11 protein-coding genes and 1 pseudogene are annotated in these 14,574 nt (G+C 48.6%); 7 read left to right on the top strand and 5 right to left on the bottom strand.

Annotated elements, in window-relative coordinates; translation table 11 throughout:
- Positions 1–146: 146 nt before the first annotated feature.
- The 4 genes from miaB to ACJHVI_RS07815 all read right to left on the bottom strand — a co-directional run bounded on the left by miaB (position 147) and on the right by ACJHVI_RS07815 (position 5,460).
- Positions 147–1,523, bottom strand: coding sequence for a tRNA (N6-isopentenyl adenosine(37)-C2)-methylthiotransferase MiaB (miaB, locus tag ACJHVI_RS07830; RefSeq protein WP_483184198.1), 1,377 nt, complete (start codon positions 1,521–1,523; stop codon positions 147–149).
- Positions 1,524–1,616: 93 nt separating this feature from the next.
- Positions 1,617–2,642 carry an ABC transporter ATP-binding protein gene (locus ACJHVI_RS07825; RefSeq protein WP_483184197.1) on the bottom strand — a complete coding sequence of 342 codons (1,026 nt, stop codon included), beginning with the start codon at positions 2,640–2,642 and terminating at the stop codon, positions 1,617–1,619.
- A 1-nt stretch (position 2,643) separates the two neighbouring features.
- Positions 2,644–4,263, bottom strand: coding sequence for an ABC transporter permease (locus ACJHVI_RS07820; RefSeq protein WP_483184196.1), 1,620 nt, complete (start codon positions 4,261–4,263; stop codon positions 2,644–2,646).
- A 189-nt stretch (positions 4,264–4,452) separates the two neighbouring features.
- Entirely contained in the window at positions 4,453–5,460 is a 1,008-nt protein-coding gene (locus ACJHVI_RS07815) for a Fe(3+) ABC transporter substrate-binding protein (protein ID WP_483184226.1), read from the bottom strand.
- A 285-nt stretch (positions 5,461–5,745) separates the two neighbouring features.
- On the opposite strand from ACJHVI_RS07815, the gene ACJHVI_RS07810 reads away from it, so the two are divergent.
- The 7 genes from ACJHVI_RS07810 to ACJHVI_RS07780 all read left to right on the top strand — a co-directional run bounded on the left by ACJHVI_RS07810 (position 5,746) and on the right by ACJHVI_RS07780 (position 14,266).
- Positions 5,746–7,179 (top strand): MBOAT family O-acyltransferase, encoded by a 1,434-nt coding sequence (locus ACJHVI_RS07810; protein ID WP_483184195.1) that lies wholly within the window; start codon positions 5,746–5,748, stop codon positions 7,177–7,179.
- Positions 7,166–8,692, top strand: a complete 1,527-nt coding sequence (locus ACJHVI_RS07805) for an SGNH/GDSL hydrolase family protein (RefSeq protein WP_483184194.1) — start codon at positions 7,166–7,168, stop codon at positions 8,690–8,692. Before ACJHVI_RS07810 ends, ACJHVI_RS07805 begins: the two co-directional genes overlap by 14 nt.
- An 85-nt stretch (positions 8,693–8,777) precedes the next feature.
- Positions 8,778–9,908, top strand: coding sequence for a GDSL-type esterase/lipase family protein (locus tag ACJHVI_RS07800; RefSeq protein WP_483184193.1), 1,131 nt, complete (start codon positions 8,778–8,780; stop codon positions 9,906–9,908).
- A gap of 50 nt (positions 9,909–9,958) precedes the next feature.
- Complete coding sequence (locus ACJHVI_RS07795) at positions 9,959–11,002, top strand: hypothetical protein (RefSeq protein WP_483184192.1); 1,044 nt, start codon at positions 9,959–9,961, stop codon at positions 11,000–11,002.
- A gap of 532 nt (positions 11,003–11,534) precedes the next feature.
- Positions 11,535–13,436, top strand: a complete 1,902-nt coding sequence (locus ACJHVI_RS07790; RefSeq protein WP_483184191.1) for an ATP-binding protein — start codon at positions 11,535–11,537, stop codon at positions 13,434–13,436.
- Positions 13,437–13,446: 10 nt separating this feature from the next.
- Positions 13,447–13,806: a response regulator gene (locus tag ACJHVI_RS07785; RefSeq protein WP_483184190.1), complete on the top strand. Its 360-nt coding sequence runs from the start codon at positions 13,447–13,449 to the stop codon at positions 13,804–13,806.
- Positions 13,807–13,813: 7 nt separating this feature from the next.
- Complete coding sequence (locus tag ACJHVI_RS07780) at positions 13,814–14,266, top strand: chemotaxis protein CheX (protein ID WP_483184225.1); 453 nt, start codon at positions 13,814–13,816, stop codon at positions 14,264–14,266.
- 193 nt (positions 14,267–14,459) lie between these two features.
- Here ACJHVI_RS07780 and ACJHVI_RS07775 read toward each other — a convergent pair.
- Positions 14,460–14,574: pseudogene (locus ACJHVI_RS07775) on the bottom strand (IS982 family transposase); the annotation flags it as partial.

Here is a 14,574-nt window from a genome sequence, read left to right as displayed (position 1 = left end):
AGTCAAAGATTTCAAAAAGAGTTACAGTTTTGATTCATTTTGCTGTACTCTCTATAACGCTCGCAGCTTGATATTTTGTGTCACTTTTTCAGTTCTTCGACTATAGCACCATTACTGTACCACTTTTTCATTTCTTTGACTATATATTAAGTGCTTTGTCCGTAAATCACAGGACGCTGCATACCCTCCGCCTCTATCAGGCGACCGCGCAAAGAATTAGGATAAGCCGCCGTAATCTGCTCTTTGGCAAAGCGTCCAATCAAAGAAGTCGGCGCTTGGAAATTCACCACGCGGTTGTTCTCCGTACGTCCGCTGACCTCGTTTTGGTTTTTACGCGAAATTCTATCCACCAAGACCCATTGCTCCGTGCCGACCATATTTTGCGAAATCTGCCCAGCCATCTCGAGAATGCGCGCCTGCAAACGTGCCAGACGCGCTTTTTTTACGTTCATAGAAATACGGTCAGGCATGGCGGAAGCCGGTGTGCCGGGGCGCGGACTGTAAATAAAGCTGTAAGAAGTATCGTAAAACACCGTTTCAATCAGATTCATCGTGTCTTCAAAATCGCTGTCTTCTTCGCCGGGGAAACCGACAATAAAATCGGAAGAAAAGCTGATATCGGGACGAATGGCACGGATACGTTCCAATTTCTCCACATATTCCGCCGCCTTATGCCCGCGCTTCATCAAAGCCAGCACCTTATCCGACCCGCTTTGCACCGGCAGATGCAGATGGCTGACTAATTGTGGCACGCGGGCATAAACCTCAATCAAACTGTCGGTAAATTCCACAGGGTGCGATGTGGTAAAGCGCACGCGGTCAATGCCCTCAATCGCGGCAACGTATTCAATCAACAAAGCCAAATCCGCGATATTGCCGTCATCCATAGCGCCGCGATAGGCATTCACATTTTGCCCTAAGAGATTGATTTCCCGCACGCCCTGCGCCGCAAGCGAAGCGCATTCGGCAATTACATCGTCAAAAGGACGGCTGACTTCTTCGCCGCGCGTATAAGGCACCACGCAAAAGGTGCAATATTTGGAACAACCCTCCATCACCGACACATAAGCCGTCGGGCCTTCGGCGCGCGGCTCAGGCAGATGATCGAATTTTTCAATCTCGGGGAAAGACACATCAACCACGCCGCCGCGTTTTTGCTGGGCTTCGCTGATTAAATTCGGCAGACGGTGCAAAGTCTGCGGCCCGAAGACCACATCAACCTCAGGCGCACGGCGGCGCAATTCCTCGCCTTCCTGCGAAGCGACGCAGCCACCGATAGCAATGATAATATGCGGATTTTTCTCTTTCAGCGGTCGCCAGCGCCCGATTTGGGAAAAGACTTTTTCCTGCGCCTTTTCGCGGATAGAGCAGGTATTGAGCAGCAGCACGTCCGCTTCTTCAGGCGTTTTCACCGGCACTATGCCATGCGACACCTTCAGCACCGCCAACATCTTAGAAGAATCGTATTCATTCATTTGGCAGCCGTGGGTTTCGATGTAAACGTGTTTGAGGGTTTGTGTCATGATGAGCATCTAGTGAATTAAAATAAGCGCGCTATTATCGCGGATTTACGGAAAAAATGCCAAAATTCGGACGCAAAATGCCCCAAATACCACCTATGCCTGATGGAATACCACGCGCACTTTCTCTCCGCAGACAAAGCGCTTAGTGCTTAAAAACTCCGCGCTGCTCTCGCCCTGTTGCAGGCGGTACAGCGACATATCGCCCAAAAATTGCACCGCCACGACCGTTGCGCCGTCTTCCTGTGCGGCGTGCAAATCATATTGATGCGGTCGCAGGGCGATTGACAATGCCGCACCTTCGGGGGCATCACGCGCCGACAGCGGCAAGGGCAATGCGCCAAAAGCGCTTTGCGCCCCATCGCCCACTTTCACCGCGCTAATCAGGCAGAGATGCCCCAAGACGGTTGCCAGTTCGCCTTGTGCGCTGTGGTCGTAGAGTTGTTGCGGTGCGGCGCATTCCACCACCTGCCCTGCCTTCATCAGCGCCACTTTGTCCGCCAGCGCGAAGGCTTCGCGTTTGTTGTGGGTCACGAGCAAGGCGCTGATGCGCTGCTCTCTGAATAATAAACGTAAATCATCAATTAAATGTTCGCACACCGCTTGATCGAGACTGGAAAAAGGTTCGTCCAACAGCAGTAGGCGCGGCTGACGTACTAAGGCACGCGCCAGTGCGACACGCTGTTGCTGTCCGCCCGAGAGTTCGTGCGGAAAGCGCTGGGCAAAATCTGCTAATTGCACGCGTTCGAGCATGGAAAGCGCTTTGTCTTTCGCCACCGCCGTGGGCAGATGGCGCAAGCCGAAGCAGACGTTTTCCAGCGAGGTCAAATGCGGAAACAGGGCGTAGTCTTGAAACAGCATACCCACTTCGCGCTGCTGCGGCAGTATATGCACGCCATTGCCCGAAACCCGTTGGTTTTGCAGATAAATTTCTCCGCCCACAATCGGCAGCAAGCCTGCAATCGCTTTAAGCAAGGTGCTTTTGCCTGAACCTGATGCGCCCAACAGTGCGCCGATTTCGCCGCGTTGCAGCGCAAAATCGCAATCCCGCACCACCGCCACCGCGCCGTAATGAATGCTGACTTGGCGCAAGCAAAGCGCTTGTTCTTGTTCGATTGGCATTTCAATCCTCCATGGTTTTCAACAGCAATGCCGCCAGCGGCAAACCCAAGACCACCATCAGCAAAGCGGGCAATGCCGCCATTTCAAAGCGTTCGGCGGAAATGTATTCGTAAATATAAGTCGAGAGGGTTTGCACGTTAAAGGGACGCAAAAGCATTGCCGCCGATAATTCCTTCATTGATTCCAAAAACAAAAGTAAGGCGGCGGTTGCCAAGCTGTTGCGCAGCAGTGGCAGCCATAAACGCCACGCCGTTTGCTTTTTCGAACAGCTGAGCAAGAAAGCGCTTTGGTCAAGGCTGGGCGGAATGTGCGCAAAACCGCTTTCCACCGCCCCCAAGCCCACCGCCGCAAAGCGGCATAAAAAGGCATAAACCAAAGCCGCCATGGTGCCGCTCCAAATCAAGCCGATGATGCCGAAGCCAAGCGCTTTGCTGAGAGCGTTGATTTTGTGGTCGAAGGCGGTGGTTATCATCAACACGCCGATGGCTAACACCGTGCCCGAAACGCCGTAGCCCAAACCAGCCAGACGAATCAAACCCTTGCCACGCGCGGTGGCTCGTTGCCATGCTTGCAGCACAAACGCCAATGCCGTGCCAATCGCCGCCACCGTTAAGGCAAGGCGCAGAGTATAAAAACCCATCTCGGCAAATGCCGCCCAATCGGTATCGCCCACATAACGCCACGCCGCCCACAGCAGCCAAACGGCAGGAATGCCAAAGCCCAACAGCAAGACCAAACCGCACCACAGCACCGCCGCCGTTTCGCCTGCCAAACTGGCAAAGCGCTTGGCTTCGAGCGGCGCGTGGTTGCGTGCTAAATGATTGCGGCGACGGTAATACTGTTCCCATGCCAGCAACACCGCCACCGCCAAGAGCATCAGGCTTGATAATTTCGCCGCTGCCGATAAATCGCGGTGCGCCAACCAAACATCGTAAATCCCTGTCGTCAAATGCCAAACCGAAAAATACGCCACCGTGCCGAAATCCGCCAAAGTTTCCATCGCTACCAAACCGCAAGCCACCGCCAACGTCGGACGCAACAACGGCATCAGCACCCGTCTGAATATCTCAAAGCGCTTTGCCCCCAAAAGCTCGGCAGCGTGAATCTGATTGGCAGGTAATTTGGCAAAAGCCTGCACGCACAGCCAGTAAACATAAGGCGCAAAACACAAAGACAAGACAAACACCGCTCCGCCCATGCTGCGAATTTCAAAAAACCAATAATCCTGCGCATTCTTAAAACCAAACACGCGCCGCAAAGCGCTTTGCACCATGCCCGCGTAATCCAATAATTCCGTATAAACAAACGCCGCCAAATAAGCAGGCATCGCCAGTGGCAACAATAACGCCCAGCGGAAAAAACCCCGTCCGCAAAAACGATAACGCGCAATCAGCCACGCACTCGGCACGCCCCAAAGCAAAGACATCAGCACCACGCCCGCCACCAAAATCACGCTGTTGCGCACATAATCCCACAGCACCGTGCGTTGCAAATGTTCAAAAATCGGCGAATCCGCGGTCAAGGCTTGGTAAAACAAAGCCAAAAGCGGCAAACAAAGCAAGAGCGCCACCGCCCACAGCAGTAATACCGAAAAACGACAGCGCAATTTATTCAATAACATAGTAATCCCAACACGCCCATAAAAAAGCGCTTTGAAAGCAAGAAGCCCCCAAAGCGCTTTTGCGGCTTATATAGTCGATTAAAATTGCAATGATACGGCGTTGGCTCGCCTTGCCGTACTATCTGTACTGTCTGCGGCTCGTCGCCTTGTCTCATTCTTATGTTAATCGACTATCACATTAAGCCTTGATCACATATCAAATTTCACTTCATCAATCAGCTTCAAAGCGCTTTGATAATGCTTGGCAATCTCCAGCACATTCAAATCATCCGCCTTAAAATCACCCCATGAAGCCACCAAATCAGAACGCTTCACGCCCGCTTTCACAGGGTATTCATGATTGACTTCCGCGTACATCTCCTGCGCCGCATCGCCGCTTAAAAACTCAATCAATTTCAAAGCATCGGCGCGGTTCGGCGCGTGTTTGGCAAGCGCCACACCCGAGACATTCACATGCGTACCCGTGCTTTCCTGATTCGGGAAATTAATCTCCACCGCTTTTGCCCACTCTTTTTGCTCAGGATTTTTCTCATTATTCAGCATCGCGCCGAAATAGTAAGAATTGCCCAGCGAGTAATCGCATTTGCCTTCCATAATCGCCTTGACTTGGTCGCGATCGCCGCCCTGCGGTTTCTGCGCCAAATTCGCCTTCACGCCTTCCAGCCAAACCTTCGCCGCCGCCTCGCCGTCACGTGCAATCATGGAAGCGACCAAAGACACATTGTATGGGTGCTTGCCCGAACGCACGCAGACCTTGCCTTTCAATTCAGGCTTTGCCAAATCCTGATAAGTAAAGCTTGCCGGCAGTTTGCCTACCCGTTCTTTGGAAGAATAAATCGCGCGCGCACGCGTAGTCAAAGCCGCCCAATGCTCGCCGCGCAAATGCGCCGGAATGTTTGCATTGACCACATCAGAAGTAAAAGGCTGCGTTACCCCTGCGGCGACCAACTCCTCCAAACGGCTGATATCCACCGTCAGCACCACATCTGCCTTGCTTAACTCGCCTTCTTGCTTGAGGCGGTCAGCCAAACCGTCTTTCACATAAACAATATTGACAGGAATGCCCGATTCTTTGGTAAACGCCTCCAACATCGGCTTAATCAAAAACTCCTGACGATACGAATAAATATTCACCTCCGCCCACGACATCGTACTCGCACCCAATGCCACCAAAGCCGTTAATAACTGTTTCTTCATCATACAAACTCCTACTGATTCCAAATAAAATTCCAAATAAAAACCTTGAGCCATGCCCAAAGCGCTTTTTGCCTGCCTCTAAATGATTTTTTTTATATTTTATCCATAATAGGATGCAAAAATCCATTGAGATAGTAATGAGAAAACTTTTCAAAAATAAAAACAGTCGCTTCAAACAAGTGCTTCAAGCGATGCCGATTAACATTCATGTCATGGCAAAACGCTAAACTATCGCCAAAGCCTGCTTTGCGGTAAACTTCGCACTTTTAGCTCAGCGCTAGCCCTATGCCCTTTTTATCCATTGAATTTGCCGTTTTTTTTCTGCTGTTCTTTCCGCTGTACTGGCTGTGTGGCGCATCGCCGCGCGTGCAGAATTGGCTTCTGCTCCTTGCTAGCATGGGCTGGCTGTATTATCTCAATTCCTTATTTGCGGCGGCGGTTGCCGGCGCGGGCTTGCTGAATGTGGTGGTGGCACAGCAGATTGTGCATAGCATCGACGCGCGCCATGCCAAGACTTGGCTAATCATCGGCATCAGCTTGGCGGTGCTGAATTTGGCGGTATTCAAATATTATGATTTTTTCCGCGCCCAATTGCCGCACGAGCAGCAAAGCGCTTGGCCGGATTTGCTGCTGCCTTTGGGCATTTCCTATTACACCTTCCAATCCATCGCCTATTTAAGCGCCTTATACCGCTACAAACCCGTCAAACTGGCTTGGCATGAACTATTACTGCATTTGAGCTTTTTCGCCACCATCACTTCAGGCCCGATTTTCCGCGCCGAACGCATGAAAACCATCGACGGCGAACACGAAGGCGCCGCCGCGCAAATCCAAAACCCCAATCCAAGACAAATCATCCGCCCCGCACTGGCAATCACGCTGATTTTATTGGGCATTATCAAAAAATGGTGCTTTGCCGGCACCATCGGCGACGGCTGGGTCGATCCCGTATTTAACAACCCCCTGCAATATGACGCCTTTACCCTTCTAACCGCCATTTACGGCTACACCGCCCAGCTCTTTTTCGACTTTTCCGGCTATACCGATTTAGCCATCGGCTTGGCAATGCTGCTCGGCTTCCAACTGCCGCCGAATTTCCGCACACCACTGATTGCACACAATATCCGCGATTTTTGGAACCGCTGGCACATCTCGCTCTCCACATGGATTCGCGACTATATCTACATCCCGCTAGGCGGCAATCGAAAAGGCTTTCTGCGCACGCAAATCCATTTACTGCTGGCGATGCTGCTCTCCGGTATTTGGCACGGACACGGCTGGAATTTCGCCCTCTGGGGCTTATTGCACGGACTGGCATTGGTGCTGCTCAATTGCGGCGACCGCCTGTGCGGCAAACGCGACGCCCTTGCCGCGCGTGAATGGACGCGCTATATCGGCATCTTCTTTACCCTGAATTTCGTCTGTTTTACCTTCGTGATATTCCGCGCACAGGATTTCAACCAAGCGGCATTGATATTCCAAGCACTTATCGGCAACCTGCAATTCAGTCTGCCGGCATTTTCCACCGCCCTGCTCTTTGCCGCCATGCTCACGGCATTGATTGCCTATCAGGAAATTCTGCGCGGCATCAACCGCTTCGTGCGCCTGCTCGAGCGCTTACCGATATGGTCGTGGGCTTTGCCGATTAGCGCGGTATTTTTTCTGATTATGATTTTTGCGCCCTCCGGCATTCCGGGATTTATCTATGCCAACTTCTAATACCCGCCTATCTGTTTTTATCGCGCTTTCTTTAAGTGCTTTGTTCTGCATTTGGTTTAGTCAGCAATCGATTAACCGCTACTGGCAGCAGACTTACCACCGCCCCAGCCCCTTAATGCCCCTAGAGCGCTTTGCCTTATGGCAAGCGGGTGCAAGCCTGCAAAACACCGCCAACACCTTGGCGCAAGGACTACGCAGCCAAATTCAATCGATAGACCAACGCATCGCCGCGCAACAGAGCCCGCCTACCGCCGTGCCAAATGATGCGCTGCTACAAGAAGATTTCACGCTCAGCGAAGCGGAACTGCGGGAAGCCACGGAAGCCTTTACAGAACAAATTGAAGAAACGAGCATTACCGACATACAAACAGAACACAGCCATCCTGCAGACGACAGCAAAGCCGCCGCTGAAAACCTCGTGCAAACGACCGCGGAAAACGATAATGCCACCGCGCCAAGCGAAGACGCAGCACTGATGGCAAACACAGAAACCCCGCCGAGCAATGACAGCGGCGACAGTAAAGCCGCCGTTGAAGATTCCGCACAAACACAAACGGAAAACGATAAGACCGCTGCGCCAAGCGAAGACGCACCGCTAATGGCAAACACGGAAACGTCGCCGACAAACGAGAGTGGCGAAACCAAAGCCGCCGTTAAAAACTCCGCACAAACAAAGGCGGAAAATGATAAAACCTTTGCACCAAGCGAAGACGCGCCGCTAATGGCAAATACAGAAACGCTATCAACAAACGATGGCAGTGATAATAAAACAAGCATTCAAGCCACCGTACAAACGGCCGCGGCAAATGACAGCACAAACACACAAACCGAAGCGGCTCCGCAAAACAAAACCCTGCTTGAGCAAATTCCCTTGCAGGCGGGCGACAAAGTCTTATTAATCGGTGACTCGCTGATGCAGGGCGTGGCGCCCTTCGTGCAACAAACCCTGCAGCGCCAATACAATATCAACAGCATTAATTTAAGCAAACAAAGCACGGGGTTATCTTATCCCGATTTCTTCAATTGGCCGGCGGAAGTGGAAAAAACCTTGGCGGTGGATAAAAGTATCAAAGCCGTGGTCGTCTTTTTAGGTCCGAATGACCCTTGGGATTTCCCCGATCCCGAGCAGGGCAGCAAAGCACCCTATCTCAAATTTAAAAGCAAAGCATGGGAGGCGGTCTATCGCGCCCGCATAAGCCGTATTGTCGAAAGCGCGCAAAAACATGATGCCGGCGTGATTTGGTTGGGGCTTCCTTTTATGAAGCCGGAAAAGCTCAACGAACAAATGCTTTATCTTGACGGCATTATGCGCAGCGAAATGCGCGACAAGGGCATTTTTGTGCCGACCAAATACATCCTGACAGGCGGTGCGCCCGCCTATGTCGATACCATCATGCTGGAAGGCAAAAGCGTGCGCGTACGCAGCAAAGACGGCATTCATTTCACACCGACAGGGCAGCGGCAAATCGCGATTGCCATTATGCGCCGTCTACACATGCAAACAGAAAATTAAAAAGCTAAGGAAAATAGATATGAACGGAATCAAAAATCATTATGTGCAATATTTTAGGCGGCGATGTCTGCCGGGAATAAAAATAATGATTTTATTAGCCTGCTTCGGCAATGTCGCCGCAGCACAAAATCTACCCGATGGATTGATTAACTACGGCAGCAATCAGCAGATATGGCTGCAAAAATGGCGCGGACTCGCCAAAGGCGAAAACCACAAATTCCGCATTATCCAGCTGGGCGACTCGCATACCGCCGGCGATTATTTTAGCGACCTCCTGCGCCAACGCCTGCAAGCCCATTTCGGCGACGGCGGCATCGGCTGGGTTTATCCGAATAAAATCAAAGGACAACGCAGCGCAATCATGAGCTATGACAACCAAGGCTGGCAAGTCCTGACCAGCCGCCGCGACGATGCCGATTTCCCGCTCGGCGGCGTCATCAGTCTCTCCCAAGGAAAACAGGCGCTGAAACTCATTCCGCAGAAAAACCAAGGCGCTTCCGCCGTTACCCTTACCCTATTGCCGCCGCGACAAGGCTCAAGCCTGCTGGTACGCGACGCCGCAGGACAGCAATTCAGACTCTTGGAAGAAGAAGGCGCGGCAAAACAATGGTTTCATACCTATCTGAAAGCTACGCCGCCGCTGAGCTTTCAGTCCGCCGACGGCGCTCAATGGGCTTTAGGCTCTATCAACATTGAAAACGGGCGCAAAGGCGTCGTCTATAGCGCAATGGGCATCAATGGCGCACAACTCGGCGAAGTCAAGAAATGGCGCATGGGCTGGCTGCAAGACCTCAAGCGCAGCCGCGCCGATTTAGTCGTCCTCGCCTACGGCACAAACGAAGCCTTCGCCACACCCTTCAAACCCGCTCAAGTGCAGAAATTATGGACGCAAACCCTTGAAAACATACATCAAGCCCTGCCGCAGGCGGGCATGCTCATCATCGGCGCACCGGAATCCTTAAAAGGCACGGGCGGCACATGCGGCACACGCGCCCCCTCATTAGACGCCATTCAAAACATCCAATGGCACAGCGCCCAACAACATAAAACCCTCTATTGGTCATGGCAGAACGTCATGGGCGGCGAATGCGGCATGAAAGCATGGATGACGCGCAAACTGGCGCGCAATGACGGCGTGCATTTCACCCAAGCCGGCTATGAAGCCGCCGCCGCACAGCTGGCGGATGCCCTGATTGCTTTGGCGCGTTCGCCTTAAGCGGCAGGCAGATAAAGACATAAAACATCTCTACAACAGCACTATAGACAATGAAAACATTTCAACAGCTTCTCGCCCAATGGACGCTTCTGGACAATCCTGGCGATATACAGCATCACACCATCAAAGCCCTAGACGCCGCCCAAGATGCGGAAAACGAAAAACTCATGGCACACATCTGCCTCCATGTGATCGGCGAAGAAGCGCCCAACCACCTCTATTCCCCCGATTTTCAAATCGCCTGCCTGCATTGGCTGACGGAAGACTGTATCGAACGCCTCAACCTGTGCAAAACGGAAAAAGCGCGCCAAAAAGTCTGGCAAGAACTCTACCATTGCCTGTGGGCATATAAATGGTTTATCGCCGACCTGCCGCTCATGCCCGATATGCCAAAGGAACGCATTGAATTTTATAATGAAACCATGCGCGAATATTATGAACGCGGCGAGCTGGGAACAGCCATGCTGCACAAATGCCTCATGCTCCAAGCCATGAACATAGGCGACATCGAGCACGCAAAAATGCACTATCAAGAATGGCATCAAATTGAAAAAGATGATTTTTCCGACTGCGAAGCCTGCGAACTAAACGATGAAATCCATTACCGCCACTTTATCGGGCAATATAAACAAGCCGTGCAACTGGCGCAGCCTATTCTCGACGGCAGTATGAGCTGCGGCGAAGTACCGCATAATACCTACTATCCCATCATCGACAGCCTAATCGAAAACGACCAATGGGCAGAAGCCGAAACGCAGATGCAAAAAGCGGTGCAACTCATCGAATCCGCCGATGAAACCTTCATCCGTCTGATGCCGCAATTAATTGAATTACATATTAAATTAGGATGCTACGATAAAGCCCTCAACCTATCCGAAAAACATCATGACGCCATCGGCAAACACAGCCAAAACCATCCCATCATCAGCCTGCACTACCTCTCGGCAATGGCGCATTTTGAGGAAGGCATGTTCGTCTCCGCAAAAACATTAGCGCAAGACTTGGCACACATGTATGACAAACGCAATGGCAATGCCTATTACAGCAAGCGTCTGCAGCAGCTATTAAATGCACAGCAAATGACCTTGCAATGAGGAAATTTCAGTATTTTTGATGAAATAAGTTAAGAAAGTAAGGATTACACTCTTTTGCCCGGTTTTTGTTAGATATTATTCTTTTAGAAACAGTGTTGATTATTTTAATACGTTGTTTTTTTTAGATATTAAAATACTGTGTCCTACAACTAACAAAAAGTTTTCTTGCCGTTTATCTTTTGTTAAGATATAAAAGTTCCAAAAGTTTGCGCGGTTGCTCTAAGTAACCGCCATTTATTCAGGCAAATTATATTATATTTCTATATTATCAGGAGTAGTTATGGCAAAGCCAACTCAAGAGATCAATAAGACCTCGCCGCTTAAAAAATATTTAGGATTGGTTGTAGCGATTGCATTGTTAGTTGTTATTTTTATTGGAATTACCTTGTATGAGTTACGGGTGGCAAGCCATAAACAAACAGAAAACGATCGTATTCAGGTTCTTCAAACTCTTGGTCAGTATAGCCGGGAAATCATTCGGGATATTTTTGATGCGAATGCAAGTTATGGGGAAGACACCAACAGTCCGCACATGATAGCAGTACTTGATCGTCTGCAACAAAACACCCAAGAATTTCCAAAAATCTTACAAGCATTAGAAAACGGAGGGACTTATATCAGCCCCAATGGTGTGACGTACCATGTTTCTAATGACGACGTGCAAAGTATTTCAAATAATTTGCATGCCTTAAAGCAGAATTGGGAGCCTTTGGCAGTTAATATCAAAGCCTATCTGGCTGTTGCTGATGACATTATGGTGGACAGCCAGAATGAGTTAGAGTCTGCGATGACGCAAGCAAAAGTTGCTAACCTCAATTTGATTACCGAAACAGATAACGCCATTTCAACCATTGAAGGGCATATTGCAGAAGAAGAAATTCTAGAGCAAAGAATTCTTTATGGCGCTATCGGATTCGGTATTGTGTACTTCATCTTCATGATTTTCGTATTCGTACGTAATTTGCTTAAAGCGGATGAGCAGGCGGCTATTGCACGTCGTGAAGTAGATGAAATCATGTCGTCGGTGCAAGAAGGTTTGTTCTTGGTTGATGATAACTTAGTCATCGGTTCGCAGCACTCGCAAGCCTTGAATACAATTTTGCCAAGTATGGATGTTGCCGATCAGCCTTTCGAGGAAGTATTGGATAAAATTCTCAGCAAATCCGATATTGAAAATACTAAGAGTTATATTAACCAGTTGTTTAAACCGCGCGTTAAAGAATCCTTAGTAAAATCGCTTAACCCTTTGAACCGTGTACAAGTCTTTATTGATGATAAAAAAGGCGGTTTATCCGATAAATATCTGCGTTTTGATTTCACGCGGGTATATAAAGATAAAGAAATCAAGCAAATTCTGGTCTCTGTTGCAGATATCACGCAAGAAGTGGAACTTGAGCAACGCTTGGAAAGAGAACGTGAGCAAAATAACCGCCAAGTAGAAATGTTGGTGAAAGTATTGCGGGTAGAGCCTTCTATTTTGGCAGGCTATTTGCGCCGCGGAAATCAAGTGGCGGAAAAAATCAACAATATCTTGCGTCAGCAAAATAATCGCGTAGGTTTGCGTGAAAAAATCAATGAAATTTTCCGTGAAATCCATTCATTCAAAGGCGAATCTTCCGCTTTGGAATTCGACCGCTTTGTTTCCATTGCAGAAGAAATGGAAGGCAAATTGAAAGAATTGCGTGAGCAAAGAGATTTGGCCGGTGATGACTTTCTTTCTATTGCGGTCTATTTAGATGCCTTAATGGATCAATTGGAAATCACCAAAAATCTGCATGAGCGTTTGCAAGTACATGCGCATGAATCTTCTGCTTCAGCAAAATCTGCACATAATGTGGAAGAAGGGCTTAAATCCGCTATGCATGATGTTGTTTCGCAAGTCAACCACGGCGATGTGGATCAATATTTGGCACACTATATTGAGCAGGCGGCAGAAAGAAATTACAAATTAGTTGAACATCATGTAGAAGGCTTTAATAAAGCACCTTTTGATGAAATTCGTATGGATTTGATTAAGTCTATTGCCGTGCAATTAGTACGTAACGCCATTGTGCATGGTATTGAAACGCCTGAGGCACGTAAGGCAAAAGGCAAAGAACGCCAAGGCAATATCGGCGTCAGTCTGATTCATCGCGACGGATTCTATGATTTGATTGTGGAAGATGACGGCAAAGGCATTGATGCGGAAGCTATTCGTGAGAAATTGCGTCAAATCCCCGACTTTAATAAAAATCCTGACGAGATGAGCGAAGATGAATTATATCGTGCGATTTTTATCACCGGTTTGTCAACCGCTCAAACATCTACGGAAGATGCCGGCCGCGGCGTGGGAATGGATGTGGTCTTAGACCGCGTCAGAAGCTTAGGTGCAAAAATTGCGATTCGCTCTAAGCCTAATCAATTTACGCGCTTTACTATCCGCTTAAGCGCTTAAGGAGTTTTTAATGTATAAAATGCTTATCGTTGATGATTCAATGATTATTCGGAATAAGATTGCACGTTTGCCTAGCAATGCACCTTATAAAATTGTAGGAAAAGCAAAAAATGGCGTGGAGGCGGTCAATTTGTTTCGATCGCTTAAACCCGATATCGTTACGATGGATTTAACCATGCCGGAAATGGACGGTTTAGAATGTATTCAAGAGTTGATTAAGATTGATCCTGAAGTACAAATATTGGTTATTTCTGCTTTATCGGATAAGGCGACAGGTATTAAAGCCCTAGAATTAGGAGCAAATGGCTTTTTAACCAAACCGTTTTCAGATGACGAATTATTAAAAACTTTAAATGAATTGATGGAGTAAGTAGATGATTAAAGAAGATAGTATGCAGGTATTCATTGACGGCGTTAATCGTTTTTTCAATGAAGTAAATAATATCAATGCGGAAGTGGGAACGCCTTATCTGGTTGAAAATAATACGCCTAAGGCTCTGGATTATACAGGTATTATCGGTATTTCAGGCTATTATAAAGGTTGTGTATATTTTACCGCTCCTAAAATTCTGCTTAAGCATGTCTTGATGTCTATCGGCGAGTCTGAAGTCAGTCAAGCCAGTATGTTGGATTTAGTCGGCGAAATTGCCAATACGATTTCAGGTAATGCACGCAGCCAGTATGGCGAAACTTTTATGATTTCCGTGCCAATGGTTATTCAAGGCATTCCGGGAGAAATTTATTTGCCGAAAGATGCGCGTTCTTATGTGATTCCGATTGTTTGGAATAAATATAGCGCAGCAATTGTAATTTGTTTGCAAGAAAATTAATTACAAAGGCGAAGCTTGAAATGAAAAAAATGCTTTTTTAGCCCTTGCCTTAACAGCTTCCTTATCTGTTTATGCGCAAACTTACAAGGTAGGATTGTTTAATAACAATCCTACCTTTACTATGTACGATACTGCCGGCAATTTTGTCGGCATTGATATCGATATCTTAACCTGAGTTCGGGATAAGCCCCCTCTATTTAGCAGCCGCCAAAGCATTCTTCCCAAACATCTGCGGCTTATACGGAAACAAGCAATATGCCGTTAATCCAGAAATCAGATTCAACAAAAATCCCTTCTCTGAACGATGG

It is taken from the genome of Suttonella sp. (genome assembly GCF_056855035.1).
Note: the sequence above shows the minus strand (reverse complement) of the source record. Positions and strands in the feature narration are given on the sequence as shown.

Bases quoted from the DNA above. Each gene is read 5' to 3' on its own strand.
- miaB (WP_483184198.1), bottom strand. From the start codon at position 1,523: ATGACACAAACCCTCAAACACGTTTACATCGAAACCCACGGCTGCCAA.
- ACJHVI_RS07825 (WP_483184197.1), bottom strand. From the start codon at position 2,642: ATGCCAATCGAACAAGAACAAGCGCTTTGCTTGCGCCAAGTCAGCATT.
- ACJHVI_RS07820 (WP_483184196.1), bottom strand. From the start codon at position 4,263: ATGTTATTGAATAAATTGCGCTGTCGTTTTTCGGTATTACTGCTGTGG.
- ACJHVI_RS07815 (WP_483184226.1), bottom strand. From the start codon at position 5,460: ATGAAGAAACAGTTATTAACGGCTTTGGTGGCATTGGGTGCGAGTACG.
- ACJHVI_RS07810 (WP_483184195.1), top strand. From the start codon at position 5,746: ATGCCCTTTTTATCCATTGAATTTGCCGTTTTTTTTCTGCTGTTCTTT.
- ACJHVI_RS07805 (WP_483184194.1), top strand. From the start codon at position 7,166: ATGCCAACTTCTAATACCCGCCTATCTGTTTTTATCGCGCTTTCTTTA.
- ACJHVI_RS07800 (WP_483184193.1), top strand. From the start codon at position 8,778: ATGATTTTATTAGCCTGCTTCGGCAATGTCGCCGCAGCACAAAATCTA.
- ACJHVI_RS07795 (WP_483184192.1), top strand. From the start codon at position 9,959: ATGAAAACATTTCAACAGCTTCTCGCCCAATGGACGCTTCTGGACAAT.
- ACJHVI_RS07790 (WP_483184191.1), top strand. From the start codon at position 11,535: ATGATAGCAGTACTTGATCGTCTGCAACAAAACACCCAAGAATTTCCA.
- ACJHVI_RS07785 (WP_483184190.1), top strand. From the start codon at position 13,447: ATGTATAAAATGCTTATCGTTGATGATTCAATGATTATTCGGAATAAG.